The sequence below is a fragment of the Acinetobacter sp. AR2-3 genome (assembly GCF_001878775.1).
GTDB lineage: Bacteria > Pseudomonadota > Gammaproteobacteria > Pseudomonadales > Moraxellaceae > Acinetobacter > Acinetobacter lwoffii_D.
The window spans coordinates 1-26,288 of sequence record NZ_MJIQ01000021.1 but is presented as its reverse complement, the minus strand read 5'-3'; the positions used below and the strand labels follow the sequence as shown (position 1 = coordinate 26,288).

The following is a 26,288-nucleotide window of genomic DNA, read 5'->3' as shown; positions in this document are numbered from 1 at the left end:
TAATGAGCTGAATGTCCTATAATCTGGGCTCCAGATTAATTAACCCAATCGCCATAATTTATGATGAATGCTTTAGAACGTCGTTCAACCTTTGCCCTGAGCAGTATTTTTGCACTGCGCATGCTGGGGTTGTTTATGATTATCCCGGTGTTTTCTGTGGCAGGGCAGGCATATCAATATGCAACACCTGCACTGATCGGTTTGGCGGTCGGGGTCTATGGTCTGACCCAGGCTTTATTGCAGATTCCATTCAGCCTGATTGCCGACCGTTACAGCCGTAAGCCACTGGTGGTTTTAGGGCTGCTACTATTTGCGCTGGGCGGTGCAATTGCGGCCATGTCGGACACCATTTATGGCGTGATTATCGGCCGAGCGATCGCCGGTGGTGGTGCAGTATCTGCTGTGGTGATGGCGTTGCTGGCAGATGTCACCCGTGAAGAAAACCGCATGAAAGCCATGGCGATGATGGGCATGAGTATCGGCCTGTCTTTTGTGGTGGCCTTTAGTCTGGGGCCTTGGCTGACGGGTCTGGTTGGCATCTCGGGATTATTCTGGGTGACTACGGTGATGGGCCTGGCGGCGATTGCCATGCTGTTGATGGTGCCTAAAGTCACGCGGCATCATAAAAACTTTCAGCAAGGCTATCTGGCACAGTTGAAACAGGTAATCAAAATCGGGGATCTGAATCGTCTGCATGTCTCCGTCTTTACCCTGCATTTATTGCTCACTGCAATGTTTATCTATGTACCTTCACAGCTGATCGAATTTGCTGATCTACCACTTTCTAGTCATGGCTGGGTATATTTGCCGCTGTTGGTACTGAGCCTGTTCTTTGCTTTTCCAAGTATTATCCTGGCAGAAAAATACCACAAAATGCGCGCAATTTTTCTGGTAGCCATTACCGGTATTATTCTGGGTTTGATGGTGATGGCATTTGGTTTTGAATCCAAATATGTCTTGCTGATTGGTCTAGGACTGTTCTTCATTGCCTTTAATGTCATGGAAGCTCTGTTGCCGTCCTGGTTATCGAAAGCGGCACCGATCCAGTCCAAAGCCACCGCGATGGGCGTGAATGCCAGTAGCCAGTTTTTAGGGGCGTTCTTTGGCGGTATGATTGGCGGACAATTATTACTGCTGAACAATACCTCGATGGGCTGGAGTATCCTGACAGGGATCGCGATAATCTGGCTGCTGATGAGTTTAGGACTGGCACAGCCACGCTATCTGTCATCGCTGGTGTTGCGTTTGCCGGAAAGCAGACAAACTGACGAATGGACTTCTCAGCTTTTGGCGATTCGTGGTATTGAAGAGGTCGTGGTGATGTCTGAACAGCAAGTTGCCTATGTAAAAGTCGATAAACAGCAGATTGATGATGCTTCGCGACAACAATTAACGCACTTGTTGGGTAAAGAGGTAGCCATTTAAGCATAACTCTTATAAAGTAAAATACAGAAATATATAGGAAGTAAACGGCAAATGCGTGGTGTAAATAAAGTTATTTTAGTGGGTACTTTGGGTAAAGATCCGGAAACCAAAACTTTTGCAAATGGTGGCTCTCTCACTCAATTCTCGATCGCAACCAGCGATTCGTGGACAGATAAAAGTACCGGTGAACGTAAAGAACAAACGGAATGGCACCGTATCGTGTTGCATAACCGTTTAGGTGAAATTGCACAGCAATATCTTCGTAAAGGCTCAAAAGTATATATTGAAGGTTCATTACGTACCCGTCAGTGGACTGACCAGAATGGTCAGGAGCGCTATACGACGGAAATTCGTGGTGAACAAATGCAGATGTTAGACTCTAGCCGTCCTCAAAATGATCAGGGCGAGAGCAGCTTTAACCAGCCACGCTTTAATAACAATAATCAGGCGAACAACAACCAGGGTGGTTATGGCAATAACCCGCAATCAGGTTATGGTTCAGCGCCACAGCAAGGCGGTTTTAGCAACAACCAGGGCGGCGGTTATGGCAATAATAATCCGAGTGGTTTTGCGCCAAAATCTGCACCTGCTCCAACAGCAGCACCTGCAGCAGATCTAGATGATGACCTTCCATTTTGATCTATTAGAACGGTAAATCATCATTAAAACCCACCTGAATGCGGTGGGTTTTTTATGTCTTGAAGATTGGTATTGAGTTTGCATAAAGCCCAACTTATTAGAAGAATCATAAGTGTTAAAGCATTATCTTGCTTTTGATCAGCACAACTCTGCATCGAGAAAATAAATGAGATTAACAATACTAATAGAAATTAATGATCTAAAAAAGCGATCATTTTTATAAAAATTTGCGGTTTTACCTATTTTGAAATTTTTCGTATTCTAGCTTCACAAGATAAGCAATCCCAGAAATAAGCCAGAGGAAATATCTCATGAGTTTAATCAATACTGAAATCAAATCATTCAATGCAACTGCTTACCACAATGGTCAGTTCATTGAAGTTTCTGAGCAAGACCTGAAAGGAAAATGGTCAGTGGTGTTTTTCTATCCTGCAGATTTCACCTTTGTTTGTCCAACTGAATTAGGCGATCTTGCTGATCAGTATGCTGAATTCCAGAAAATGGGTGTAGAAATCTATGGCGTGTCTACCGATACTCATTTCACCCATAAAGCTTGGCATGATACCTCTGACGTGATTGGTAAAATCCAGTATCCATTGATTGGTGATCCAACCTGGACTTTGTCTAAAAACTTCGAAGTATTGATTGAAGCTGAAGGTCTGGCAGATCGTGGTACTTTCGTGATTGATCCAGAAGGTAAAATCCAGATCATTGAAATCAACGCGGGTGGTATTGGCCGTGATGCACAAGAGCTTCTTCGTAAAGTGAAAGCTGCACAATATGTACATGCGCACCCAGGTGAAGTTTGTCCAGCAAAATGGAAAGAAGGCGAGGCTACACTAGCGCCGTCAATCGACCTGGTGGGTAAAATCTAATTCAAACCTAGTTCTTTGAAGCAAAAAATCCAGCATAAGTTGCTGGATTTTTTATTTTTTTAGTTTAGAGATTTATGAATTCTAGACAAAAAAATCATGCCATTTGATTTCTATTTGAGAACAACATGAGGATTGAGGAATTGCACTCTATGCTTTTTAAGCGGCTTATGAGAGGCAATCAAGTAAGCTCAATACCATGCTGCATGATCAACCAGGCCTGAAAACAAAGAAGCCTCTGCTTTCGCAGAGGCTTTTATTTTATAAGGCGCTGTAGTTTCTTGTCGTTTTAAACAATTTTCGCATAAATGCATCTGAATGGAACCGGATGAATTTATGGTTTTCTTATGCTGCGAATCATAGGTATTTTGAAAGTTTTTGTCAACCAAGGATTATAAAAATGGTTAATTAAATTATTTGTTTTTAAAGTAATTTTTTTATCTTTTAAATAAAAATATAAATAAAATCCTATATTTGATGGAATTTTAACTGCTGCAAAAAAATGAATAAAAAGCAGGTGAAATTGAACAAAAAGGCCTTTACGAAAAATATATATTCTGGAAGATTTTAATAACCTGTTTGATTGGCGCATGGTACATAATTTCTGTAGTTTTTCAATGACGGATGATCAGTTTGGATATCGCAGTAATTGGTAGTGGCATGGCCGGACTGGCTACAGCCAGAATTCTCCAGGACGCAGGGCATCACATCACGATTTTTGAAGCACTTCCAGGTCGCGGCATGGACAGTCATAGCCTTGAATTTGAAGGGGGCCTGATTGACGCACCTTTACGTGTGATGAACCCCTATCTGTGGAAAAACACCCTGAGTCTGGCCACGCATCTGGGCATTAAAACTTATCCGGTGCGGACCTATATGGCCTGCAGCTGGTTATTTGAAGATAAAACTGAAACCTGGCTGACCACATCGCGTAGCCGAATTGGCAATATCCCGATTATCAATAACCGTAAAGGCCTGCAGCAGTATGGCTGGCGTCTGGTCAAAGGCCTGTTGCAGTTAAAAGTTGCATTGACCAAATTCTTTAAATCGAAAAATCAGGACATCAGCCTGGCAGAATTTATCAATCGTAACGAGATTGAAGAAGTGTTCTGGCACGGTGCGGTGATGCCGGTGCTATATACCATCTGTACCTGCAATCCGAAAACCATTGGTGAATGGCCAGCTAAACCGTTGTTAATTTTTCTGCGTCAATTAACCGATGGCGATGCGTTACTGCGTCTGCAAGGCGGTACACCAGCGTTGGTCGATAAGCTGATTGAAGGCATTCAAATTGAAGACGGTTCAGCAATTACACTGGTACAAGAGCAGGGCGATCAGGTCAAAGTTGAAAATGCGGCCGGTTATTCAAAACTGTTTGACCGGGTGATTGTCGCGACACCGACCACCAAAATTGAGGAGTTCCTGGATCCAGAACAGTTTGCCAGTGAAATTGAATTATTGAAGAAATTCAAATTCGAACAGGGCGAACTGGTGATTCATACCGATGCCAGCGTGATGCCGCCAAAACGTAAAGACTGGGCCGTACTCAGCTATATGATGGACCGTAAATTTACCCGTCAGCAATTTACCGTGTGGCTTAACTCGATTGAACCTTCTTTGGTCGGCAAGTCGGCCGTGTTTCAGACCTGGCGTCCGGTAACCGACATTGATCCGAAGAAAGTGATCAAATCGGTCATGCTGACGCGTGCAGTGGTCGATGCCAATACCGTGGCACTGAATAAGGAATTGCAGCAACGTCATCTGGATGCCAACCGTAAGGTCTTCTTCTGTGGCTCATGGTCATGTGACGGTTTGCCAATTCTGGAATCGGCAGTGACTTCAGCGATGAAAATTGCGGAAATTTTTGGTGCACCTTTACCATTCCAAGGTTTAAAACCTGTGGTTGAGGTGGCTCCACAACTGGGTTATTAATCCATGCAATGGCTTCAGGCACTGCGTCAGCGTCTTCCTCAGCACAAGTATGCAATTGATGCCGCTGTGTTGGGCGATCATGCGCAATTGCCCTGGAGCAATTTAGGATATTGGCAAGCCGGTCAGCAGGATTATGCGGCTGCCTGTCGTATGCTCACCGATCACCTTGCACAAACTGTAAATTTAAATTCAAAAGATAAACTGCTGGATTTAGGCTGCGGTCAGGGTGCAAGTTTGCTGTACTGGCAACAACACTATCAGGTGCAATATCTGGCGGGGGTTGAGCTGCAGGCTGCTTGTGTAGCTAATATTCAGCAACATCTGCCAGAACTGAATGCCATTTATCAGGCGTCATTTTTGCGTTTAAAAGAATTGCCATTTTCCCAGCGTTTTGATGTGGTGCTGTGTCTGGATGCGGCTTATCACAGTCCTGTGCCTTTATTCTTGGAGCAGATCCGTAGTGTTTTAAATTCAAATGCACGGATTGGTTTTCATCATCTGGTTTTGTCCGAGCGTTGGGAAAATTTAAATGCATTACAACGGCGTAAATATCAGTTTTTATTGAAATCTGCCGATGTGAATTTAAAAGATTTAATGACAGTGGGTGCATTATATGCCTGTCTGGATCGTTTTGAATTTAAAAATATCCAGATTCAGGATCTGTCTGAGCCGGTATTTTCAGGCTTTGCGGATTATGTGCAAAAAACTTTGAATTCAAAAGCATCAGATGATCAGGCTCAAGGTTCAAAACTGGATCATTTTAAAATTCAGATGACAGCGAAACTATGCCGAAAATTATATCAGGAAGGGATTGTGAGATATGTGCAAGTGACGGCACAATCGAAGCACTAGAAAGTGCAAGAAAACTCAGCTGAAAATACCAAAACCCAGAAACATCAAAGCCTCACTAAAAAGCGAGGCTAAGATATGGTGCCGGCACACGGATTCGAACTGTGGACCTACTGATTACAAGTCAGTTGCTCTACCAACTGAGCTATGCCGGCATGGTGGAGTGCATTTTACAGATTTTTTTTGGTCACGCAAGCCAAAAAATAACCGTTTAAACTGTTTCGGCAGGATTTGTTTATTTTGACCCGATGGATGAAAAGTTCTGTTTTGGGCTATGCGCAAAGAAATCGCCCATATGTGAAGATATGGGCGAGGGTGAAAGCACAGGATTGGTTCTGGATATGAGTCGGTTATAAGGTTTATCTGTTTTTCAGGATGCGATCTAATTCTTGTGCACATTCCTCTAAAGTAAAGGCCATATCAAACTGCATTTGAGGTTTGAGTTCTTGAGCGAGGCTTCTCCACTGTTCGATGAGTCTCAAGGCTTTTTGAATTTTATGTTTATTGATGTCCTTGGCAATAGTTGGGGTATAACCGCCACGTTTTGCATTTTTAATCTGTTTGGCATAGTTTGCGCTGTTATTCATGTTCGCTCTCCGAATAGCAGTGTATCTATTTTTTAACTTCAAATTTGAATGGCTCGGTTCACTTGGTTATTTCTTTCTATCCTGTGGTTTTTATTCTCCTTTTAGTTGATTTATAAGCAACATAACATAGCTTTGATGACAATAAAATTAAGCTATTTCTGTGCCAGTTTTTTGTTTGAACACATAAATAAAAACCTGAAATGAATGGCGTACAGAAACTGCACAATTCATCAGTTTTCTGGCTGATGAAAAATGAAAATTTTAAAAATAGAATTGAGCGTAAGTGTTCTGTTGCAAAAGATTTTTATGAACGAGGCTTGATATCAATTCAATGATTTGCATAAGGTGATTGATAATAATATTTTAAGATCTAAGCAGATGATTTTTTTTGCTGGATAGGATGATGGATAAAATTAAATATAAAAAACCCGAATCATGTGATTCGGGTTTTTAAATTCTGGCGGTGAGAGAGGGATTCGAACCCTCGAAACGCTATAAACGTTTACACACTTTCCAGGCGTGCTCCTTCAGCCACTCGGACACCTCACCATAGGCCGAGGATAATAGCGAAAAAAACCAGCTGTGCCAAGCTGAAACAATTGATTTGCAGAAAAACTTTTAATGCGGTGCTATGATTCGTAAAAATGCTTGTTAAAAAACGAAGACAATATATGCAAAGCACTGCACAAAAGGCAGCTCTCCCAGTGATTACACTGGCTGCGCTTGGGGTCGTTTTCGGAGATATTGGTACCAGTCCGCTCTATGCACTGCGCCAATGCTTCCTCACCGCACACCTCGCCATTAGCGAAGCTTCTGTACTCGGCATCCTGTCCCTGATTTTCTGGTGCATGATGCTTACCATCAGCTTTAAATACGTCATGGTAATCATGCGTGCCGATAATAACGGCGAAGGCGGGATCATGTCACTGCTGGCATTAAACCTGCGTACCACACGAATCTCTGATCAAAAGAAAATATTCCTGATTGCTTTGGGCTTTGTCGGTGCATCACTATTTTTTGGTGATGGGATTATTACTCCGGCAATCTCCGTGCTCTCAGCCATTGAAGGCCTGAGTATTGCGACACCTATTTTCAATCAATGGCTGGTACCGCTATCGATTGGAATTCTGGCGGGGCTGTTTATGGTGCAGCGTCACGGTACAGCCACCATGGGGAAATTTTTCGGGCCTTTAACCATGCTCTGGTTCCTGTCCATTGGCGGTTTTGGTTTGTGGAGCATTATCCAGACCCCGTCTGTCCTCTGGATGGTGAATCCGTACTGGGCATATCACTTTGTGGTTGATCAGCCCTACGTGGCTTTCCTGACCATGGGCGCGGTGATTCTGACCATGACCGGGGGGGAAGCAATTTATGCCGATATGGGGCATTTCGGTCGTCTGCCAATTCGTCTGGCCTGGTTTATTATTGTCTTGCCCTGTTTATTGCTGAATTATGCCGGACAGGGCGCATTGTTGTTGCGCAGTCCAGAAGCGCTGGCCAATCCTTTCTATATGCTGCTGCCAGACTGGGCTTTATTCCCGATGATTGGACTGGCCACGGCTGCAGCGGTCATTGCCTCGCAGGCGGTGATTACCGGGGTATTTTCGATGGTCAATCAGGCCATTCAATTGCGTTATTTGCCGCGTCTATCGGTCAAGCATACCTCGGCAGTCGAACGTGGCCAGATTTATCTGCCCTTTATTAACTGGCTGCTGTTTATTTCGGTCTTGATCCTGATTTTACTGTTTGAAAATAGTGCCAATCTGGCCAGTGCTTATGGCGTTGCGGTGACCATGACCATGCTCTGCGGCACCATTTTGATCTCGATTCTGGCCTATGGCTTCTGGCGTTGGCCGGTCTGGAAAGTAGCGTTATTTGCTGTACCATTCCTGGCACTGGATTTAGTCTTTGTGGCCTCAACGTCCTTGAAAATCGCTTCGGGTGGCTGGGTGCCAATTCTGATTGGTGCGGTACTGTTTACGATTCTCATGACCTGGAAAGACGGGCGTGCGTTGGTACTGAACCGGCTGGAACAGGATGCCTTGCCGATTGATCTGTTTATTAAAAGTATTTCGATGGGGGAAGGCACCAAGTTTGTGCCAGGCGATGCCATTTTCCTGACCGGTACACCAAATATTGTTCCGCATGCCATGTTGCATAATATTAAGCACAATAAGGTCTTGCATGAACGCAATATCATGTTGACGGTGATTACCCGGGATATTCCTTTTGTTGACAGGCAGGACCGGATTGAACTGGAAAAACTGAGTGAGCATTTTTACCGGGTGTTTATCTATTATGGTTTTAAGGATCAGCCGAATATTCCGGAAGCTTTACAACAGGCCTATGAGCAATGGGATTTTGAATATGACCTGATGCAGATCAGTTTCTTTATTTCACGTGAACGGATTATGCATACTGTGGGTGAGGGCATGGCACCATGGCGGGAAAAGCTGTTTATTTCTATGCAGCGCAATACCAGTCCGGTCAGTGATTTCTATCAAATTCCACCCAACCGTGTGGTCGAGCTGGGCACCCAGATTCAGATGTAAATAAAATAAAAAGCATAAAAAAAAACCAGAGGCACACTCTGGTTTTTTTATGAGAGAAACAATAAATAAATGAGTTTCAGATTATTGTTCGAGTTCTACCGCAGCCGGCACTTCAGGTGCAGCATTTAAAGGTTCTTCCATCAGTACTGGCTCTGCATCAGATTGAGCCGCAATTTCAGTTTGTTCATTGCTCACATCTGCTTCAGTCACAGCTGCTTGTTGTTCTTCCAGTGCTGGTTGTTGAGGCATCGTCATAGACGTACTGGCTTCTACTTCTGATTCAGTGGCTGGTTCAACCAGATTGGCCGGCAACTCTGATTCATTCATACCTGGTTCTGTGACAGGTGGTTGAGGGGAAACAGTGCCTGAATTTGGTGCCTGAGTCATCGCTGGATCGTTGGGCATCGGTGCCTGTGTATTTGGCATGGCTGGTTGCGGTGCTGCTGTGCGCGGATCGACCAGACGGATCTGACCAGAATTCACCAAGCTTTCTAAAGAGGCTTCCTGACCATTCACCTTGGTACTGATTTTAGCTTTAGACAAGCTTTCAAGTGTTTTACCTGGTTGAACCGGTGGCTCGGCAAATGCCGCTACGCTCATCACACTTGTGAATAATCCTAAACCTAATGCTTTAGAGAGTTTGGAATTCATGATTGACACCATTGCTAATAATTGTACGAATTGAGATAGGCCGTTAGCTTTACACACTCAATCCATTGGGCCAAACAAAGCTACGCAAACACAGAGAAACCTCATTTAAAAAGAAATAAAATTAGACAGTTTGTTACAACTACCTGGGGTTTTAGATAGTTATTGTTTATTTAGTAAACGAATGGTAGAGCCAAGATATACTTCACTTATACAGCTTGTTAAGCTCGGTCAAAATCTGTATTGATCTAAAAAGTACGTGTAAGAATGGCCAAGAAGCAGCGTAAATCCAAGAACTCTTTTTTTCAGTTTTTAAATGATAATAGTATTAAAGTCATTCTGGGCGTGGTGGCTTCGAGCAGCTTCGCCATCGCTTTTGGCCAGGAAAAAATCAGTCAGTGGGTGTCACTATCCTCTTCCAGCAATTCTGCCTGTCTGGACCAGTTTTATCGGGATGTGCCGCCTTACTTAATTCGTCCTAGTCTCAAATCAGATACTTATTCATTATGCTTTAATGGATTTAATATGATGTACTCAGGGGTATCAAAAACACCACTGTGGGTGGCGGAAGCACTTACGGTATCACGTTTAAGTCAAAAAAAAATTCCTCGTGAGGACAGTTTCCATGAAGAAACAGCAGTAAAGCCTGAACACCGTGCGACATTGGCAGATTATCGAGGTTCAGGTTATGACCGTGGTCATATGGCGCCGAATGCCGATATGTCTAACAAGGCTGCGCAGTCTGACAGTTTTTCATTGGCCAATATGATACCACAAATTCTGTCCATCTAATCATATCATATTTGGTATTAAGTATTTGTTTTTAAATAATTATAGAAATATGATAGTCATATTTTTATATCATATAAATTTTTTATTAAGTTGATAATCGTGAAATTTAGTTTTTATTTAATCATATTTAGTATCTGCCTAAATAGTTCATTAGTGTTTGCTAAAGAAAATATTAGTGGTATAGATTATTCAGAAATTGCTAAGAAAAGACCGATAGAATTATATAGCAGTAAACAAAAACAAAATTCATTTGATGGTTGTTCTGATTTATTTCCTAAAAAAAATCCAAAAGAGACAACTGAGTTAACATATTTTAATAAGATGAAGTGGAGTATAAGGGAGCTATGTTCTGATAACTTTGCTGTAGTATATTCAGATCGTACTAAAACACCGCTTCTAGTTATTGAAAAATTAAGTGCTAAACAAATTAAAAATAAAAGCGAAGGTTTGAAACGGACAGATTTCTTTTATTCTGATCCTAGAACACCTACTAATGGTAGAGCAAAAGCATCTGATTATAAAAATGTTCGGCCTAGCGTTGATAGAGGACATCTAGTACCAGCTGGTAATTCAATTACGGCTCGGGGTATGGCTCAAACTTTTGCATTATCTAATATTTTTCCGCAAGATTCAGACAATAATAGAGGTCCATGGAAAAAAATTGAGACTGATGTTAGAAAATATATCTTAAGATCTGAAGGAGATACTTATATTCTTTCTGGCATTATTTTCGATAAAAAAGAAAATTCAGTTAAGATCGGTAAAAATAGAGTTTGGAAACCATCTAGAATATTTAAATTAATTTATAACCCTAGCGAAGATAAAGTTTGGGTATATCTCATTAAAAATGAATCTATAAAGATTGTACCTGAACCAATATCTTATGAAGAATTTGTTACTGAGACAGGAATAAAATTTGGATTCATTAACAGTAATGGGTCTAGTTATAATTCATCTAGTCAGCCTGTTAAAGAACAAGATATATTCATTGAGAATATAAAATCAAAATTTTTGGAATGGTTGCAGAACTTTCTGCAAAGTTTAATTGTTAAAATTCTTCATTAAGAGATTATTTTAAATAATGTATATTTTTATTAATTAGTCGGATTGTTATGCCAAAACATAAAAGTCAATATAAAACTGACTCTGGTTTTTTATCTGGAAATTTTATTAAAGTAGTTTTAGCAATTATAGCAATCAGTAGTTTTGGATTAGCTTTCTATTATGATCAGGTATCAACAACTTTGGTTAAGCTCTATCCAATAGGGGATAAAAAATGCTTAGAACAGTTTTACAAAAATGTTCCACCCTATTTAAATAAAGAGAGTTTGCAGAGAGATACTTATCCATTATGTTTTAATGGTTTTAATCTGATGTACTCAGGAGTATCAAAAACTCCACTTTGGGTAGCTGAGCGTTTAACTGTTCAACGATTAAGTCAAAATGTGCCTAGAGAAGTTAATTTTCATGAAGAGGAAAGGATTCCTCTTGATTATCGTTCTAAGCTTTCAGACTATCGTGGTTCTGGATATATTCGTTGGCGTTTAGCTCCAAATGCAGATATGCCAAATAAAACTGCTCAATTTGACAGTTTTTCATTGGCGAATATAGCACCAGTTGCAAATTTAGAAGTACTAACAAAAATAGAATATTTAATACGGGGTATTGCGATTAAGAAGAATCAAGATGTATATGTGGTTACTGGACCAGTATTTGCTACGAAAAAACTTAAAACGATAGGTAGGGGGGTCATTGTTCCAACAGCAACCTATAAAGCCATATATATGCCAAAAACAGGGGTTGCAGGTGTGTACTATGCCGAAAATACCCTGAAAAATACTGTTCCAAAAGTGCAGGTGATCAGTGTATGTGCGTTGGAAGATCTCACTGGAATTAATATTTTTCCTCAGTTAGAGGAAGATCAAAAAAGAAATACATATAGTCTTCCTTTAAGCCCAAATGACTTAGCATCAGATAAAGAAATTGAATATTCTTATTGGGATGCCGAAAGTCAATGTGCAACTGATATTTCAGAAAAAGATATAAGCATGCTTCAGAAGAAGTTTAGCTTTGAATAAGTTGTTTATGATAATATCAACAAAGAAGTTATTCTAATTTTTGATGAAAAAACTTTATTTATTAATACAATATTTTTAATATTATTATTTAGGGTGCATGATGCAAACTTGGGAAAATTGGTTAGATTCCAATAGGAAATTGATGCAGCACCCTGTAGATTTTGAAGAAAGATTTGTTATTGATATCCTTAAAAAAATTAATGGTTTAAAGCCAGAGGATGTTATTCCTCAATATCATTTTACTGATTTTGATGGAGGTAATCGTTATATTGACTTTTGTATAAAAAATGCAGAAAAAGGGTATTTTTTATCAATCGAGCTTGATGGTCGTTTTAAATTTCAAAATGATCTATTGGAAAAAACTTTAGAAAGACAAAATGCATTAGTTGCTAATGTTGGTACTTTAGTACGTTATGCAAATACGACTTGGTTGAATAATCCAAATAGAGTTATCAACGAAATTCAGACAATTTTATATAAGCAAAAAATTAAGCACATGAATGATGCAGAGTCTAGAAAACAGATACAAAAATCTCTAAGTGATTATCAAAAAGAATTACTGGAGGTAAAAGAACTTAGCATAAAAAATAATCATGAGCAGGAACTTAAAAAGTTAAACTCAGCAATTATGGCTTTAAAAGCACAAATGGCTGAGAAAAAAGAAGCTCCGAATGAGGTAGGAACTACTGATGAATTAAAAAATATTGCACAAATGATGAAAGGGCTTAGCCAACAGATTGATGAATTGAAGGCAAAGTCAAAAGAAGACATCAACCCAGAATCTAAACAAGATAAAGAGGTAAGTGCTACAAACCTACAATGGCCGGAACAAGTGCTTAATACTAGTCCTGAATTAATAGTTACATCAAATAAATCTGTTGGTATAAAGCATATCCATATGGCTTTATTAGGGCTCATAGTTATTTTTATAGTAGGTATAACTACATATATTTTGAAAAATGAAAAATCTTCAGATATTAAATATACTGATTCTAAAGATACAGTAAGCAAAATTGTGGACTCTGAACCTTCTTTTAATAAAATTTCTAATGAGTCTCCAGACATTGATCCTCTAGTGAATGATTCACCTCAAATTGAAGTGGAACAGGTTACTGCTCAGGAGCAGAATATTGAATCACATACAGAAGACTCATCATTTATACATGCTAGCGACGCGTCAAAATATATTGGTGAATACAGGAAAGTTTGTGGACAGGTTGTACAAATAAAAGAATTTTCAAAAGGCATATATTTAAATTTTGGTAATAATTATCCTAGACAAAATTTAACAGCTGTCGTTTGGTCAAGTGATATTTCTAATTTTGGAAATTTGAATCAATATGTGGGTAATAGTATCTGTATTTCTGGTGAAATTACGTCATATAGAGGTACGCCACAGATTGAATTAAGCAGTTTAGAGCAAGTAAATTAATATTATGGGTATCATCATAGGAATAGTAGGTTTTGTTTTTTTTCTCCTCGTTTTAGAACAATATTTTAAAGATCAAGAGGAACGAGACAGGAAAAAAGCAGAAGATGATGCTAAACGAAAATTAGAAGCACAAAGATTACATAGCTTAAAGTTGGAAAAAGACCGTATAGCTCTTGAGGTATATAAGTCAAAATTATTAAATAAAAGTAATTTAAAAAATATGGGACTTAATAAAGATCAAATTATACTATGGTATTTACTCATAATTATTGTTGCATTAGTAGTTTTTATAACTGTTTGGAATATTTAAGGTCATGAAGAAAATAATGTTCAAGAAATTTAGCATAAGTTTATTTTGTTTAAGTATGGTGTCCTCTGCATTTGCCGCAGAAGTGAAAGTAGAAGCTATAAAGGCTCCTTTTTATGTAGGTCAATCAGTCATGGCTTGCGGTAAATTAGTTGAAATAAAGCATTTATCTAATCGACATTATTTGAATCTGGATAGAAAATATCCAAACCAAACATTAACAATATTAGTATGGGATAATGATTACCGTTGGTTTGAAGAGCGCTTTGGTAAAATTGATGCAAAAATTGGGCAGAGATTTTGTGGTCGAGGAACTATAGAGGAATATAAGAATAATATGCAAATGCAAATTAAGAACCCGCAGTTTCTAAGATTGATGAAGTAATACATTTGAAATGCTTAATAAGTTTAAATAAATTAATGACTTGCAGTTTAGTATTGTTTCTAAATCTAAATTGCATTTCTTCTATCTATGCTAATAATCCTCGCTATTCTTCAGCAGGTATCGTAATTAGTAATATTTTATATGTTGTTGATGGAGATACCATCCATATAAAAGATAAAGATGAATGGAAAAAAATTCGTTTACAAGGAATTGATGCACCAGAGAAAGACCAAGCATTTGGTAAAGAGAGCATGCGTGTTTTAGCTAACTGTTTGTATAAAGCTAAAAAAATTCGTATTGAATGGACTGAAAAAGACAAATATGGAAGGTTACTTGGAAAAGTTTTAGTAGATGAAACAGACTGTAATTTGTCTCAAATAAAACAAGGTTATGCTTGGCACTATAAATTTTATCAAAAAGATCAGACAGATCTTGATCGCCAATTGTACTCTAATGCAGAAATAGAAAGTCGTAAATCTAAAATAGGATTATGGAAAGAAAAATGTCCCACCACTCCATGGGACTGGCGGAGAAATAATATTTTAAAATGTTCTTAAGTATTTGAGAAGATAGAATATTAGGGCAATAAATCTTTAGGGTTTATATCGATTGACTTAGCAATTATATAAAGTTTTAAGACAGTTAAATTGACTTCCCCTCTTTCGATACGTCCTAAATAACTTCTATCTATCCCAGTCAGTAATGCCAAATGCTCTTGGCTAATTTTTTTAATCTCACGATTTTTGCGTATTAATTTTCCAATATCTTTAGCTAACTCTTTCATTCAGATGGATCAGTAAAAAATAGAACTATTAATTTTTGATGTTTATAAGTCCACGGTTTATAATCCTCATTTTAATTTTGGATTGCTGGATGTCTAAGAGAGTATTGCCATTCTATAATCGTTTTTTTGATCTTTTTGATCTTTTTGATCTTTTTGATCTTTTTGATCTTTTTGATCTTTTTGATCTTTTTGATAGACTTGTAATTGAAGAATGGGAGGCTAAGACTTTTATTAACAATGTTTTATCAGAAGATCTTATCAATGATGAAAATAAGAAAAAGATTTATAAAGGAATTAATGTTCTTTATAAATGTGGTTATTTAACACGTAATGTATATATCATCAATAACAGGCCACTAATACCATTTAAGAGTAGTCCACTGAATTCACTCAAAAGTCGACCATATTAAGTCTAAAAAATGCTTTAGTAGACCAAACTTAATCTGGCAGTCTCTATAACCATCCCATGACTGCCAGATCAAATTCTTCATAATTCGAACTTGAGATTATTGTAACAATTCATCTAGGATAGATTTTTTTAACTCTAATTTTTTGATAATACTTTCCACATTATCTAGATCATTTTTCTTTACTATTGGAACTATATTAGATAAAAATTCATCAAAAGTTTTTGCAAATTTATGATTTTCATTTTCCATAGCGGCTAACAATAGCTTAACTTGCTTATCAACACCATTAATAAATACCAATTCAAGATCTATGGCTGGGATAACAGCTTTAATCAAGATTTTTTTAAGGTTATTAATATCATTGTTAATTTCTTTGATCACCATTTCCTTTGTAGTGCTAGGACGTATGTTGTATTTATCCAAGATAACTTGTGGGTTTGGAATTTTCTCAACAATTGAGGATGGAACAATATCTTTAAATGAGCTAAGTATTTTTTGTAAAGATTCAATAGTTTGATTAGAACCATTTACACTATTTGCAATTCTAATTACATCCATTGTAAGTTTTGGAATTGTATTTACAGCATCAACAATTAAAGAACTTTCATTTTGGCTTAAAAGCAAGTTTACAAGATCACCTTGCCCCTTTGAATAATAGTGATCTAGATGTATTACTTCATGACTAGATCTTTCAAAACGATTCATCCTATCATGACTTGCTATCGGAGAATTTAAGAGTATATCAAATATATCTCGCGAAAATCTTTCTACAAGATATGTAAATCTATATGAGTTATGAGCCACTTCTGAGGTAATTTTATTTATTATATTTTCGCATAATTCTTGAATCTCTTCGCTATATGAGGAATTTCCAGTTACAGCACTTGCAAACTCTTTAAGCAATAAAACTTCAATTTCTTTACAATTTTCATTAGTAATATCTTTGATTAAGTTTAGGTAATCTTCTAAGTACTGTAGATGAATTTCATCTCTCATGTGTCTATTTACTTTCTCTACTTGTAAATCGACACGAATACTTTCATCGGTAAGAATTCTTACTTTATCAAAAAACTCTTCTTCAATTTCGTTAAAATACTTATCACTTTCAATTTCCTCTTGAATTTTACCAGATAACCACTTTTCGTTATGAATCTGATGCTTTTTATTGAAAATAAATGTTTTAAGTTGGTCTCTTAATCTTTTCTGGATTTTACGATATTCTGCAGTAATAATTAAACTTTTTTGCTTATCAGAGGAAGTATCAAGGTTATAATTTGAATCATTATTTTGATGAATTTCTTCAAAAGTAGTTTTAATACATTTTATATTTGTGTTTACTTTCTGCTTTAATATTTGAAATCTCTCAGTCTGATAATAATGTTCTAGTTCAGATCTAATAGCATCTATACCTGAATCAATATCATATTTACATTCATAATTTTTATCTTGGATAATAGCTTTTTCAGACACAAGATACTTATATGCCGACCCAGAAAATACTCTTTTTTCCGTACCAATTTTATACTTTAAAACATCATTCTTTAAGATTTCATAGTTACCATTCAATTGATCAGGATTATTTACTCTATCAATTTGATTACCAAAAACAAATAATTTATCTTTTAAAGCAATTCCATCACTATCGGTATTATTTTTAATAACACTTAGTGAAGTTCCTTGAATACTAGGATTAGTTCCCGCATTCGTAACTAAAATAATGGCATCTGCATTTTTTAAACGTTCTTCTGTTTGGCGGATATGCAATTTTGTTGGGGAGTCAAAACCAGGGACATCATAAATTATTGCTGTTTCAATCTGTTTAAGTTTCGAGGATTCAATTTCAATTTTTTTAACACTTCTTGGTTTTGAAGTATCATTTTTTTCTCCTTTAATAAACGTTTGAAATTTATCTTCGTTTAACTCATCTCCATGAAATTCAATCTTTCCTCCATTTAAAGTTAATTTTGACTTAGATTTCAAAATATCTAAAATCTCTTGATCTGTTTTACCTACATGATTTTTATGCAGTTGATTATTTTTTTCTTCTAAATTAGCAAAATAGCTCTCAAATTCATTACTGTCTAAATCTTTAAAACTAACGCTTGTTGCTGCTGGATATTCAAGCTCCAAAAGCATGTCTTGAAAAATTTGATTAAATTCAGCTTCAGTATAAAACTCTACAGTAGCTTTATCCGATCCACTAACTAATCTCGTTGTAGTAAAAGTACATCGTTCGGGTGCTGAAGGTAGTACATAGTTATCAATCAAGGCATTAGCAAAAGTAGACTTACCAGCCTTCTCTAACCCAACAATAGCAATTTCAAACTCATTACTCTCTAATTTGTGTTTGAGTTTTTTATTCTTCTCACTATAGTTTTTAAGCTTTTCTAGTTGCTGACTATTTAACAGTTCCAAATCTACATTGTTAATTAATTTATTAATTAATGAACTTGTACGATCAATTTCACTGATTAAAGATGCTTTTTCGATTTCATATGAATGTGCATTCATAAAATTACCCTTTGTACTTTTATTAAATAAAAAATTACTACTTATGCCACCGCTTCATTAAATGCTTCAACAACCCCAAATATGTTGTCAGCATCCGCATCACCAAACACACCATCAATCCCTTCAAAATGGATTTGATTAAAAGGTGGTTCATAAAGTTGTGCCGCATCCAGCACACCGTTTTGAGTCAAATGATCAATCATCATTTCAATAAAACGAATCTGTTTATCGTTATAGGTTGTACCTTGCAAGTATTTAGAAAATGCTTGTTGTACTGCTTGGCGATCTAAACCAACCAATGAGCGGATGAACATTGGCAATGATTGATCTGTACCAAAACATTCTTCAAATTTATCTCGGCTTTCTACTTCTTGTGCTTCAAAAACAAAGCGTTCTAACTCACTTAGATCGGTCGGTGTCAGTGCTAAACCACGCTTTAACTTTGCGATGGTAATATGGTTTTCATTCGCTTTGATGAAACTCTCTACTCGCTTACGGTACTGGGCTAGGTTTACGCCACTTGAAACGACTGGTATATCGACTGCTTGCATATCTCCAATTTCATCATCAAGCATAGAATACACAATAGTCGATGTGGATTTTTCAATCAGTTTCACCAAGCCACGAATACGTTTACGCATCGCTTCGAGCATTGGCAAGGTAATACCTTTCCAATATTCCACGGTTTGAATATCTTGAATCAGCGCAATCTGTTCTGCAACAACAGGAATATTTTCTTTGCTTTCCAGCTTAGAAGCAATTTCAATCACTTTATTGGCATAACTCTGAATCGCTGTATTGTTCTTTTCCAATACTCCCAACTCAAGGTTGTAGCAAAGCATATCAAACAATTTAGCTTCTAAAGTTTCAGGCTCAAGTTGGTTTGGTAATTTAGAAATGTGTTCTCGTAATGTTCCTATCGCAAGGTCATCTAAGTTGTTCCAAGCATCATCATTTTTGAAATGTTCAACATGCTCAAGTTCAGATTTCACAATGAAATTCTCATTGTTCATAGACTTCACTTCAGTCTGTAAACTCTGACGCATATCTTGCTGTACAGCTTTTAATTCTTCGGTGGCATCGTCCTTCGCATTCAGTAAACTCAGGATATTTAAACGTGCTTTAAATAAACGTTGTCCTAATGGTTCTGTGGTCGCAACAGGCGCACCATCAGGGTTTTCATTGAAGTATTCAAAGTTAGAACAATAGTCGAAAATAAAGAATTCTTTTTTATCTTTTTCAGGGCTAAATAATTCTTTGCAGAGGCGTGTACCACGCCCAATCATCTGCATAAATTTCACTTTAGAGCGCACAGCTTTAAAGAACACCAGATTGACCACTTCAGGCACATCTATACCTGTATCGAGCATATCCACTGAAATCGCAATCTGTGGCTCAGCTAAGTCTTTCTTGCTAAAGTCATCAATTAAGCTTTGTGGATACTTAGTGGCATGGGTAATGACACGGGCAAACTTGCCATCATATTGCGGATAGTTTTCATTGAAGCGATCAGCAATAAACTGGGCATGTTTTTGATTGACGGCAAAGATAATGGTTTTACCAAGACGATCACCGCCTTCGGTCTTAATACCATTTTCCATCAAGTGCTTGAGCATTAAATCAATCGTGCCTGTATTAAACAGCTCTTTATTGATTTTGGATGCTGAAACTTCCTCAGGTGCTTCTTCATCTCCCCAATTTAGACTATCCCAGTGTTGTTTTTCTTCTTCTGAGAGTTCGTCATATTTCACGCCTTCACGCATAAATTTAAGCGGAACAGAATAGGCTTTTGGCGGTACGAGATAACCATCGGCAATGGCTTGATCAAGATCATAGTAATCAGTTGGGACACCGCTTTCTAAGCCAAACAGTGCGTATGTATCACGATCCACTTCATCCCGCGGTGTCGCAGTTAAACCAACAAGCAAACTATCGAAGTATTTAAAAATCTCGCCAAATTTTTGATAAACGCTGCGGTGTGCTTCATCAATAATAATCAGGTCAAACATGCCTGTACCGAATTGGCGTGTACCGTCCGCATTTTTTTCGTCAATCAAGCCGATCATGGTTTGATAGGTAGAGAAATACACACGACCCACTTGGTTCTTATCTTCAAGTAAATTGACGAATGAGGCATCTTTTAAATTGGCTTTAAAAGCGTTGTGTGCCTGATTGACCAATGAAGTGCGGTCTGCAAGGAATAAAGCTTTTTGCACTACATTGGCTTTCATCAGCACATCGACCAGTGCAATGGCAGTACGTGTTTTACCTGTGCCTGTTGCCATAATCAGTAAGCCTGCACGTTCTTTACGTTGATAGGCTGCAAGCATGGCTTTGATGGCACGAGTTTGGTAGTAACGCTCGACAATGTCCGCATTGATCGGGAAGCTACTTAAATCAGGATTGTTCTTACGTCTTTCGATCAGGCGTTTCAGTTCTGCTTGTGTATAAAAGCCATGAACTAAACGTGGTGGACCACCTTGCACATCATTCCAAATTCGGGTTTTGTAGCCATTGGTATAGAAAATGACAGGGCGTTGTCCTGTTTGTTGCTCTAAACAGTCGGCATAGAGTTTTGCTTGTTGCTGTCCAATATCAGGGTCAGTCGATGTGCGTTTTGCTTCAACCACAGCCAAAGACAAGCCATTGGCATCATACAGCACATAATCCACTGCACCTTTACCCGATGGACTCGGCATACCTGTTACAGCAACTTCCTCTCGAACCGTTGTGCCAATTTCCCAGCCTGCTTCTTCAAGCATGAGGTCAATTTTAAGTTTTCGAGTTTCGTCTTCTTTATAGTCGGTAGGGTCTTCGATTTTGCTATTAGCAATTTTGGCTTGTTCAACGTCTGCACGTTTTTGTGCAAGTTCAGCATCTATGTTGGCAAGTAATTTTTCACGCTCTTCTAAACTTGCGGACAGTTCAAATAGTTTTTGTTCGCGTTCGCGTAAAGCTTTATGTTGTTCAGCAAACTGTTTTTCTTTAGCTTCTGTTTCTTTTTGCAGTTGTTCTTTGTTGGCGGTGATTTGCTGAGTATTGTCAGTATTTGGTATTAGTTTTGGGTTAAATAAAATCGACTGAGAGCGGTCTTTTGAGGGTGAGCCATAATTACGTTCAAACCAGACATACATCAGGAATAAATGGCTGATGTGTTTTACAGTTTCTTCGGTGGTGAGTTGCTTGAACTTTTTCCCATGTACGGCACTGTTGCCGACCATGCGGATGTTGTCCATTTTGTCCCAAATATAGGGTGGGATAATTTCTTTAAACTTTATGTCGTTGAGTAAGTTATGCAGTGAAGCATCATAAGGCTGAGTCAGTTTTTTGTCGTATTGATACAGCCACAGTACAAGGTTTTCAAGTGATGAACGAGCCGCAGCAAGGGCAAATTGTGGGGAAATATACACGAGCTTTTCGGCTTCTTTGGCAGTGGCAGCCAAGCTTTTAAATTCAGGTTCTAAAAACGAGAAGTTGCTCATGTATATATTCCCTCATATTTTTAATTAAATGTTATAAAGTACCGTTAAATGCTTGGTTTTGTAGTGATTTGAATAAAGATTCGATATATTCTAATGAAGATAAGTGCATACCAATTAGTCTGTCTATAGATCTAATCTTACTTGAAAATTCAAGCTGTAATTCAATTGGTGGAAGGAGAATTTCAAGCTCTCTTATATCTACCAAATGTAAGTGCTTTATGGCAATTCCTTTATTTTTTCCCAATAAATGAGAAAGCATGGACGGACTTCTCAACATACTAGTAAGAAATATCGCATCAATTTGCTGCCGATCATGTTTAATCAAACATAAACTTTCAAACAAACTGAATTGATGTGAACGATCAATTATAGCAACTGAACCAAGTGAACCACTTTTGGCAAGCACAACATCTCCAATTTCGGGATTGCATCGCTTGATGAGTTGGCTGTGTTCTTGTTCAGAAATATACTTGTTTGTATTCCAAACAATACGACCTTTCTTAATGTCTTTAGCTGATAAAAACTCAATACCTGAACTCATATATGTAGGAGTTTTATGCGTTCCATCAGTAATTTTATGAGTTACTTTCTCAAGCAGGCATTTGTTCCAATTCTTTGGATTTGATATCGGATCGCCAAACATATCAATAAATGTGGCTTGTAAAAGCTGATCTAACTTTTCAATGGCTTGCTGACGTTTTTGGCGTAGCTCATCCGCTTGATGTAAAATAGATGCAATTCGGCATTGTTCTGCAAGTGATGGGAGTGGGATTTGAACTTCTTCCAACTTAGCTTTGGTAATATGTTTTAATCCAACTCCACCATGAGCTTGGTCAATAATTTTGACAATTAAAGAATTCAACGCATACCTTAAGTAATGCTTATCGACTAGCTCTTCTTTTACGTCTACACGGAAAATATGTTGATTTAAGAAGCCTTTTCCACGATTCCAAAAGAATGCACCAAAAGAAGTTCCAGGCGTTCCTGACCATGAAAACAATAGATCACCTGAATTAATCCAAAAGCGTTTTTCTACATCAAAATTACAATAATTGAATGGTTTAGTCTCATCATTTAAATTTTGGATACGCACAATAGGCGTTCCTTCCTCAGACCATTCTTCAGGTTTAAATGCTCTACCGTTTTGTAATTTGCATAAGTCACCGAAACGTACTGATTTCACTTAAGTAACTCCTTAAGTGTAGCCATTCCTTTTAAAATATCCTGCTCAAGCTCTTCTAAATCCGCCAAAATTTTACTTGGTGCTTCATATTCCACTTGTTCATAAACCACTTCTTTATAACGGTTAATCGACAAATCATAACCATTGGCAGCAATATCAGCTTTATCCACCATAAAGCTTTGCTCTGTGGCTTTACGGCCTTTTTCACCCTCTAAGTTTTTAAAACGGGCAATAATGTCAGGAATGTTGTTATTTTCATGCTTAGATGCATCTAGCTCGTTACGCTTATCATCCAGCGAATAACCATCCGCCTGCATATCATAAAACCAAACTTTGTCCGTACCGCCCGACATGGTTTTGGTGAAAATCATAATGGCAGTTGAAACTCCTGCATAAGGCTTAAATACACCTGACGGCATCGAAATAATCGCCTCGAGCTTTTGTTCTTCTACAATTTTTTGACGCAAATCTTTATGCGCTTTTGATGAACCAAATAACACGCCATCAGGCACAATTACCGCAGCACGACCACCAGTTTTTAACAAACGTAAGAACAAGGCTAAAAAGAGTAATTCAGTCTTTTTGGTTTTGACTACGGCTTGAATGTTCTTGGCACAGCTTTCATTATCCAAACTGCCTGCAAATGGCGGATTGGCAAGAATCAGACTGTATTTTTCCGCAATATGTGAATGCGTTTCACTCAAAGAATCACGGTTTTCAATAATGGGGTTTTCTACACCGTGCAGCATCATGTTCATTGAACCAATGCGAAGCATGGTGCTGTCAAAGTCGTAACCAAAGAAAGTTTCTTCACTAAAGCGTTTTGCTGCTTCAGGATTAGCAAAAATCTCAGTGCTGTAGTGATCGTTTAAATACTCACTTGCTGCTACAAGGAAGCCTGCTGTACCACATGCAGGGTCACAAATGGTATCGGTTGGTTTAGGCTGCATCAAATCCACAATCATCTTGATGATATGGCGAGGGGTACGGAACTGACCGTTTTGACCTGCTGAAGCGATCTTACCGAGCATATATTCGTAAATATCGCCTTTGGTGTCTTTGTCATCCATTGGCACATCGGCAACCAAATCCACCACTTTGGTAAGTAGAGCAGGCGTAGGAATGGTAAAACGAGCATCTTTCATGTGATGACTATAGGTAGTTCCATCTTCTGCACCTAAGTTTTTAATGAAAGGAAAAACTTCATTGGCAACCTTGTTATACAGTGTTGCAGCATCACCCAAAGTAATAAACTTTGACCAACGTAAATGATCTTGCTCAGGCTTAAAAATAGGTTGCTCAACTTCTCTTTTTAAACGATTGGCTTTCTTTTCTTTTGTAATCTGAATTTCATCGAGTCGGCGAATAAACAGCAAATAAGTCATTTGCTCCATGACTTCTAATGGATTGGAAATACCGCCACTCCAAAAGGCATTCCAAATCTGGTCAATTTTGCTTTTAATTTCACCTGTAATCACGGTATGACTCTCAAATTTCTTTGAGAGTATTGTGTTGAATTTTAGATAAAAAAGCTATGATAAATTAGAAAGATGAGACAACTTGTGTCGCAAAAAATTGCCTATATTTTGAGATATTGGCATCAAATCATTTTATTTTGCATCAATCCAAGCGTGATAAACTTCGTAGCCAAGATCCTTAAGTTTCGTATAAATATCTTCAAAGTAAGTCTCTGTATCTTTGAAGTACTCTTGTTGTTCCTGATCCAATAAATCAAAGTCCATGATGTAGGTATCCGGTTCTTGATCTAAGATTTCCTTCAGCTGATTGGCAAAGTCTAGTTTTTCATCATCAAAAAATACGTGAAGTTTTTCAGGATTATCCTGAATGTCATTTATTTTCTTTTCAAAATAACTAATGCACTTTTTACAATCTTGAACCCAATGCAAAATATTTTTTGCTAGGTTCAATTTACCTAAAACGTCTTCATATTTTTTTGCTTCTGCTAAAAAAATGCGATTTTCTTTAATATAGGATTTGAAATAGATCGGCAATTGCTCTAATTCAGTTGTAATAAAAAATAATCGATTATTTCTTCGTGAGCCTCTTGCGATAGACGCGTCTAAATTTCGTTTTTTCCTAGTTTCTTCCATTCTGTTTTGAATCGCTGGTGAAGAAAAATCACTTTGCTCAAGCAAGCCCTCGAAGTCAAAAACTTGGGCTTTGTATTTAATCGTACCAAACACATCAAGCTCACCATACTCATGATCAAACTTTAATTGCTTAAAAATAATGGTGTTCCCATCATCGTCACCAGATGATCCGTGATACTTTTTTCCAATGACATTTTCAGCGATGAAGATACCTTCCTTTTTTACTGCAATACCGTCAAAAAGCCAAATATCAGAATTCCCAGAGGCATATGACCATTTCATTGAAAAAGCGATTTCCTCTTCTCTTAGAATGAGTTCAGAAACGATAAGCTTTTGGCGTACATCATCTAAGTCTGGAAAATCTAAATCCCCACTAAATTTTGTATTCATTTTAGAATTCTCAATATTTTGTAGAGAAAATTTATCTTAAATTTCCAGATAAATACATAGAAATTAAATAATTAACGACAAGTAAGGGTTTAGGGTAATAATTCTTTTGCATTTATCTCTAAAACGACGGCAATTTCATACAGTTTTTCGACTGTAATGTTTACTTCTCCACGCTCGATACGACCAACATAGCTACGGTCTATTCCACATTGAAGTGCTAAAGACTCTTGAGTAATTTTCAATTCTGTTCTTTTACTGCGTATTAATTGCCCAATCACAACTGATAATTCTGACATTTGAAACTAATTGCTCAAAAACAGAAATATCACTAATTGAGGATTAAATATCCACGGATTATAATCCTCATTTTTAATAAAAGATTAAAAGACTGAACATGAAGAGACCTGTACATTTGCCGTTGTATCACGAATTCTTAGAATTATTCGATAACTATGAAATTCAAAATTGGGAAGCCAAAAAATTTTGGGAAAAACTTAATATTAATCAGATCTACAGAAATGATAAGACCAAGCGTTTGATGTATTCTGGTTTAAAAGTTTTAATACGATTTCAATATTTAGAAGTTAATCATGAAACATCAAGAAAAAATGTTTTTTCTTATACCGAAACACCACGTATGAATGAACTCAGGAATCGAACAAAGAAGCAAAAATTGGAAGAGATTTTTTCTAAAAAGAAAACAGAATTTTTAGATCAAATTAAAGATAAAGAAAATAATATTGAGTTTCTACAATCATTATTATCGGATGATAAAACATTAGAGAAATATTTTATTAACCATAAAGAAACTATGGAGAATGATATTAAAAATATAAAATCAAATATTAAATTAATGGACGATATAATAGATCTCTTTCATAAATCAAAAAATGATCTTCTTTTTGGTTAATATTTGCAC

The 26,288-nt window shown here is 37.4% G+C and carries 24 protein-coding genes, 2 tRNA genes and 1 pseudogene; 15 read left to right on the top strand and 12 right to left on the bottom strand.

The window, feature by feature from the left end; translation table 11 throughout:
* Positions 1–60 precede the first annotated feature (60 nt).
* The 3 genes from BFN00_RS01520 to ahpC all read left to right on the top strand — a co-directional run bounded on the left by BFN00_RS01520 (position 61) and on the right by ahpC (position 2,939).
* On the top strand, positions 61–1,425 hold the full coding sequence (locus BFN00_RS01520; protein WP_071850248.1) for an MFS transporter: 1,365 nt from the start codon (positions 61–63) through the stop codon (positions 1,423–1,425).
* A 51-nt stretch (positions 1,426–1,476) separates the two neighbouring features.
* Positions 1,477–2,064 (top strand): single-stranded DNA-binding protein, encoded by a 588-nt coding sequence (ssb, locus tag BFN00_RS01515; protein ID WP_005245776.1) that lies wholly within the window; start codon positions 1,477–1,479, stop codon positions 2,062–2,064.
* Between the two features lie 311 nt (positions 2,065–2,375).
* Entirely contained in the window at positions 2,376–2,939 is a 564-nt protein-coding gene (gene ahpC, locus BFN00_RS01510; protein WP_005105379.1) for an alkyl hydroperoxide reductase subunit C, read from the top strand.
* 331 nt (positions 2,940–3,270) lie between these two features.
* Here the strand turns inward: ahpC and BFN00_RS15750 are convergent, their stop codons facing one another.
* A complete protein-coding gene (locus BFN00_RS15750) occupies positions 3,271–3,528 on the bottom strand; it encodes a hypothetical protein (RefSeq protein ID WP_143115410.1) in 258 nt (85 codons plus the stop codon).
* Positions 3,529–3,560: 32 nt separating this feature from the next.
* Between BFN00_RS15750 and BFN00_RS01505 the strand changes: the two genes are divergently transcribed.
* Complete coding sequence (locus tag BFN00_RS01505) at positions 3,561–4,868, top strand: FAD-dependent oxidoreductase (RefSeq protein WP_071850247.1); 1,308 nt, start codon at positions 3,561–3,563, stop codon at positions 4,866–4,868.
* A 3-nt stretch (positions 4,869–4,871) separates the two neighbouring features.
* The gene (locus BFN00_RS01500; RefSeq protein WP_071850246.1) at positions 4,872–5,720 is read left to right on the top strand and encodes an SAM-dependent methyltransferase; all 849 of its coding nucleotides are present in this window, start codon (positions 4,872–4,874) and stop codon (positions 5,718–5,720) included.
* Between the two features lie 76 nt (positions 5,721–5,796).
* Here the strand turns inward: BFN00_RS01500 and BFN00_RS01495 are convergent.
* The 3 genes from BFN00_RS01495 to BFN00_RS01485 all read right to left on the bottom strand — a co-directional run bounded on the left by BFN00_RS01495 (position 5,797) and on the right by BFN00_RS01485 (position 6,853).
* A tRNA-Thr gene (locus tag BFN00_RS01495) sits at positions 5,797–5,872 on the bottom strand.
* Positions 5,873–6,076: 204 nt separating this feature from the next.
* Entirely contained in the window at positions 6,077–6,304 is a 228-nt protein-coding gene (locus BFN00_RS01490; RefSeq protein ID WP_004647282.1) for a hypothetical protein, read from the bottom strand.
* A gap of 458 nt (positions 6,305–6,762) precedes the next feature.
* Positions 6,763–6,853, bottom strand: a tRNA-Ser gene (locus BFN00_RS01485).
* A gap of 122 nt (positions 6,854–6,975) precedes the next feature.
* Here BFN00_RS01485 and BFN00_RS01480 point away from each other — a divergent pair.
* A complete protein-coding gene (locus BFN00_RS01480) occupies positions 6,976–8,856 on the top strand; it encodes a potassium transporter Kup (RefSeq protein ID WP_071850245.1) in 1,881 nt (626 codons plus the stop codon).
* 81 nt (positions 8,857–8,937) lie between these two features.
* Here the strand turns inward: BFN00_RS01480 and BFN00_RS01475 are convergent, their stop codons facing one another.
* Complete coding sequence (locus BFN00_RS01475; protein ID WP_071850244.1) at positions 8,938–9,507, bottom strand: hypothetical protein; 570 nt, start codon at positions 9,505–9,507, stop codon at positions 8,938–8,940.
* A gap of 264 nt (positions 9,508–9,771) precedes the next feature.
* On the opposite strand from BFN00_RS01475, the pseudogene BFN00_RS01470 reads away from it, so the two are divergent.
* From BFN00_RS01470 to BFN00_RS01440, 7 genes and pseudogenes are all read left to right on the top strand, one after another.
* Positions 9,772–10,281: pseudogene (locus BFN00_RS01470) on the top strand (DNA/RNA non-specific endonuclease); the annotation flags it as partial.
* Positions 10,282–10,449: 168 nt separating this feature from the next.
* Entirely contained in the window at positions 10,450–11,361 is a 912-nt protein-coding gene (locus BFN00_RS01465; protein WP_071850243.1) for a DNA/RNA non-specific endonuclease, read from the top strand.
* A 47-nt stretch (positions 11,362–11,408) separates the two neighbouring features.
* The gene (locus BFN00_RS01460) at positions 11,409–12,374 is read left to right on the top strand and encodes a DNA/RNA non-specific endonuclease (protein WP_067727928.1); all 966 of its coding nucleotides are present in this window, start codon (positions 11,409–11,411) and stop codon (positions 12,372–12,374) included.
* Between the two features lie 100 nt (positions 12,375–12,474).
* Positions 12,475–13,806 (top strand): hypothetical protein, encoded by a 1,332-nt coding sequence (locus tag BFN00_RS01455; protein WP_071850242.1) that lies wholly within the window; start codon positions 12,475–12,477, stop codon positions 13,804–13,806.
* A 4-nt stretch (positions 13,807–13,810) separates the two neighbouring features.
* The gene (locus tag BFN00_RS01450; RefSeq protein WP_071850241.1) at positions 13,811–14,116 is read left to right on the top strand and encodes a hypothetical protein; all 306 of its coding nucleotides are present in this window, start codon (positions 13,811–13,813) and stop codon (positions 14,114–14,116) included.
* 4 nt (positions 14,117–14,120) lie between these two features.
* Positions 14,121–14,498 (top strand): hypothetical protein, encoded by a 378-nt coding sequence (locus BFN00_RS01445; RefSeq protein ID WP_227509873.1) that lies wholly within the window; start codon positions 14,121–14,123, stop codon positions 14,496–14,498.
* 53 nt (positions 14,499–14,551) lie between these two features.
* Positions 14,552–15,055 (top strand): thermonuclease family protein, encoded by a 504-nt coding sequence (locus BFN00_RS01440; protein ID WP_171260751.1) that lies wholly within the window; start codon positions 14,552–14,554, stop codon positions 15,053–15,055.
* 20 nt (positions 15,056–15,075) lie between these two features.
* Here BFN00_RS01440 and BFN00_RS01435 read toward each other — a convergent pair whose 3' ends face one another.
* Positions 15,076–15,282 carry a helix-turn-helix domain-containing protein gene (locus BFN00_RS01435; RefSeq protein WP_067727935.1) on the bottom strand — a complete coding sequence of 69 codons (207 nt, stop codon included), beginning with the start codon at positions 15,280–15,282 and terminating at the stop codon, positions 15,076–15,078.
* 89 nt (positions 15,283–15,371) lie between these two features.
* On the opposite strand from BFN00_RS01435, the gene BFN00_RS01430 reads away from it, so the two are divergent.
* On the top strand, positions 15,372–15,692 hold the full coding sequence (locus BFN00_RS01430; protein ID WP_071850239.1) for a hypothetical protein: 321 nt from the start codon (positions 15,372–15,374) through the stop codon (positions 15,690–15,692).
* A gap of 96 nt (positions 15,693–15,788) precedes the next feature.
* On the opposite strand, the gene BFN00_RS01425 is transcribed toward BFN00_RS01430, so the two are convergent.
* The 6 genes from BFN00_RS01425 to BFN00_RS01400 form a co-directional block, all read right to left on the bottom strand.
* Positions 15,789–18,203 (bottom strand): dynamin family protein, encoded by a 2,415-nt coding sequence (locus tag BFN00_RS01425; protein ID WP_071850238.1) that lies wholly within the window; start codon positions 18,201–18,203, stop codon positions 15,789–15,791.
* A gap of 41 nt (positions 18,204–18,244) precedes the next feature.
* Positions 18,245–21,685 carry a DEAD/DEAH box helicase family protein gene (locus BFN00_RS01420; protein WP_071850237.1) on the bottom strand — a complete coding sequence of 1,147 codons (3,441 nt, stop codon included), beginning with the start codon at positions 21,683–21,685 and terminating at the stop codon, positions 18,245–18,247.
* A 31-nt stretch (positions 21,686–21,716) separates the two neighbouring features.
* Entirely contained in the window at positions 21,717–22,868 is a 1,152-nt protein-coding gene (locus tag BFN00_RS01415; protein ID WP_071850236.1) for a restriction endonuclease subunit S, read from the bottom strand.
* A complete protein-coding gene (locus BFN00_RS01410) occupies positions 22,865–24,346 on the bottom strand; it encodes a type I restriction-modification system subunit M (protein ID WP_071850235.1) in 1,482 nt (493 codons plus the stop codon). The genes BFN00_RS01415 and BFN00_RS01410 overlap by 4 nt, the downstream gene beginning before the upstream one ends.
* Before the next feature lie 132 nt (positions 24,347–24,478).
* On the bottom strand, positions 24,479–25,369 hold the full coding sequence (locus tag BFN00_RS01405) for a hypothetical protein (protein WP_071850234.1): 891 nt from the start codon (positions 25,367–25,369) through the stop codon (positions 24,479–24,481).
* 89 nt (positions 25,370–25,458) lie between these two features.
* Entirely contained in the window at positions 25,459–25,665 is a 207-nt protein-coding gene (locus BFN00_RS01400) for a helix-turn-helix domain-containing protein (protein ID WP_071850233.1), read from the bottom strand.
* Positions 25,666–25,763: 98 nt separating this feature from the next.
* Here BFN00_RS01400 and BFN00_RS01395 point away from each other — a divergent pair, with 98 nt between their 5' ends.
* Complete coding sequence (locus BFN00_RS01395; RefSeq protein WP_071850232.1) at positions 25,764–26,279, top strand: hypothetical protein; 516 nt, start codon at positions 25,764–25,766, stop codon at positions 26,277–26,279.
* The last annotated feature ends 9 nt before the right edge of the window (positions 26,280–26,288 follow it).

What these genes read in the sequence shown, in the direction of transcription:
- BFN00_RS01520 (WP_071850248.1), top strand. Translation starts at nt 61, where the DNA reads ATGATGAATGCTTTAGAACGTCGTTCAACCTTTGCCCTGAGCAGTATT.
- ssb (WP_005245776.1), top strand. Translation starts at nt 1,477, where the DNA reads ATGCGTGGTGTAAATAAAGTTATTTTAGTGGGTACTTTGGGTAAAGAT.
- ahpC (WP_005105379.1), top strand. Translation starts at nt 2,376, where the DNA reads ATGAGTTTAATCAATACTGAAATCAAATCATTCAATGCAACTGCTTAC.
- BFN00_RS15750 (WP_143115410.1), bottom strand. Translation starts at nt 3,528, where the DNA reads ATGCGCCAATCAAACAGGTTATTAAAATCTTCCAGAATATATATTTTT.
- BFN00_RS01505 (WP_071850247.1), top strand. Translation starts at nt 3,561, where the DNA reads ATGATCAGTTTGGATATCGCAGTAATTGGTAGTGGCATGGCCGGACTG.
- BFN00_RS01500 (WP_071850246.1), top strand. Translation starts at nt 4,872, where the DNA reads ATGCAATGGCTTCAGGCACTGCGTCAGCGTCTTCCTCAGCACAAGTAT.
- BFN00_RS01490 (WP_004647282.1), bottom strand. Translation starts at nt 6,304, where the DNA reads ATGAATAACAGCGCAAACTATGCCAAACAGATTAAAAATGCAAAACGT.
- BFN00_RS01480 (WP_071850245.1), top strand. Translation starts at nt 6,976, where the DNA reads ATGCAAAGCACTGCACAAAAGGCAGCTCTCCCAGTGATTACACTGGCT.
- BFN00_RS01475 (WP_071850244.1), bottom strand. Translation starts at nt 9,507, where the DNA reads ATGAATTCCAAACTCTCTAAAGCATTAGGTTTAGGATTATTCACAAGT.
- BFN00_RS01460 (WP_067727928.1), top strand. Translation starts at nt 11,409, where the DNA reads ATGCCAAAACATAAAAGTCAATATAAAACTGACTCTGGTTTTTTATCT.
- BFN00_RS01455 (WP_071850242.1), top strand. Translation starts at nt 12,475, where the DNA reads ATGCAAACTTGGGAAAATTGGTTAGATTCCAATAGGAAATTGATGCAG.
- BFN00_RS01450 (WP_071850241.1), top strand. Translation starts at nt 13,811, where the DNA reads ATGGGTATCATCATAGGAATAGTAGGTTTTGTTTTTTTTCTCCTCGTT.
- BFN00_RS01445 (WP_227509873.1), top strand. Translation starts at nt 14,121, where the DNA reads ATGAAGAAAATAATGTTCAAGAAATTTAGCATAAGTTTATTTTGTTTA.
- BFN00_RS01435 (WP_067727935.1), bottom strand. Translation starts at nt 15,282, where the DNA reads ATGAAAGAGTTAGCTAAAGATATTGGAAAATTAATACGCAAAAATCGT.
- BFN00_RS01430 (WP_071850239.1), top strand. Translation starts at nt 15,372, where the DNA reads ATGTCTAAGAGAGTATTGCCATTCTATAATCGTTTTTTTGATCTTTTT.
- BFN00_RS01425 (WP_071850238.1), bottom strand. Translation starts at nt 18,203, where the DNA reads ATGAATGCACATTCATATGAAATCGAAAAAGCATCTTTAATCAGTGAA.
- BFN00_RS01420 (WP_071850237.1), bottom strand. Translation starts at nt 21,685, where the DNA reads ATGAGCAACTTCTCGTTTTTAGAACCTGAATTTAAAAGCTTGGCTGCC.
- BFN00_RS01405 (WP_071850234.1), bottom strand. Translation starts at nt 25,369, where the DNA reads ATGAATACAAAATTTAGTGGGGATTTAGATTTTCCAGACTTAGATGAT.
- BFN00_RS01400 (WP_071850233.1), bottom strand. Translation starts at nt 25,665, where the DNA reads ATGTCAGAATTATCAGTTGTGATTGGGCAATTAATACGCAGTAAAAGA.
- BFN00_RS01395 (WP_071850232.1), top strand. Translation starts at nt 25,764, where the DNA reads ATGAAGAGACCTGTACATTTGCCGTTGTATCACGAATTCTTAGAATTA.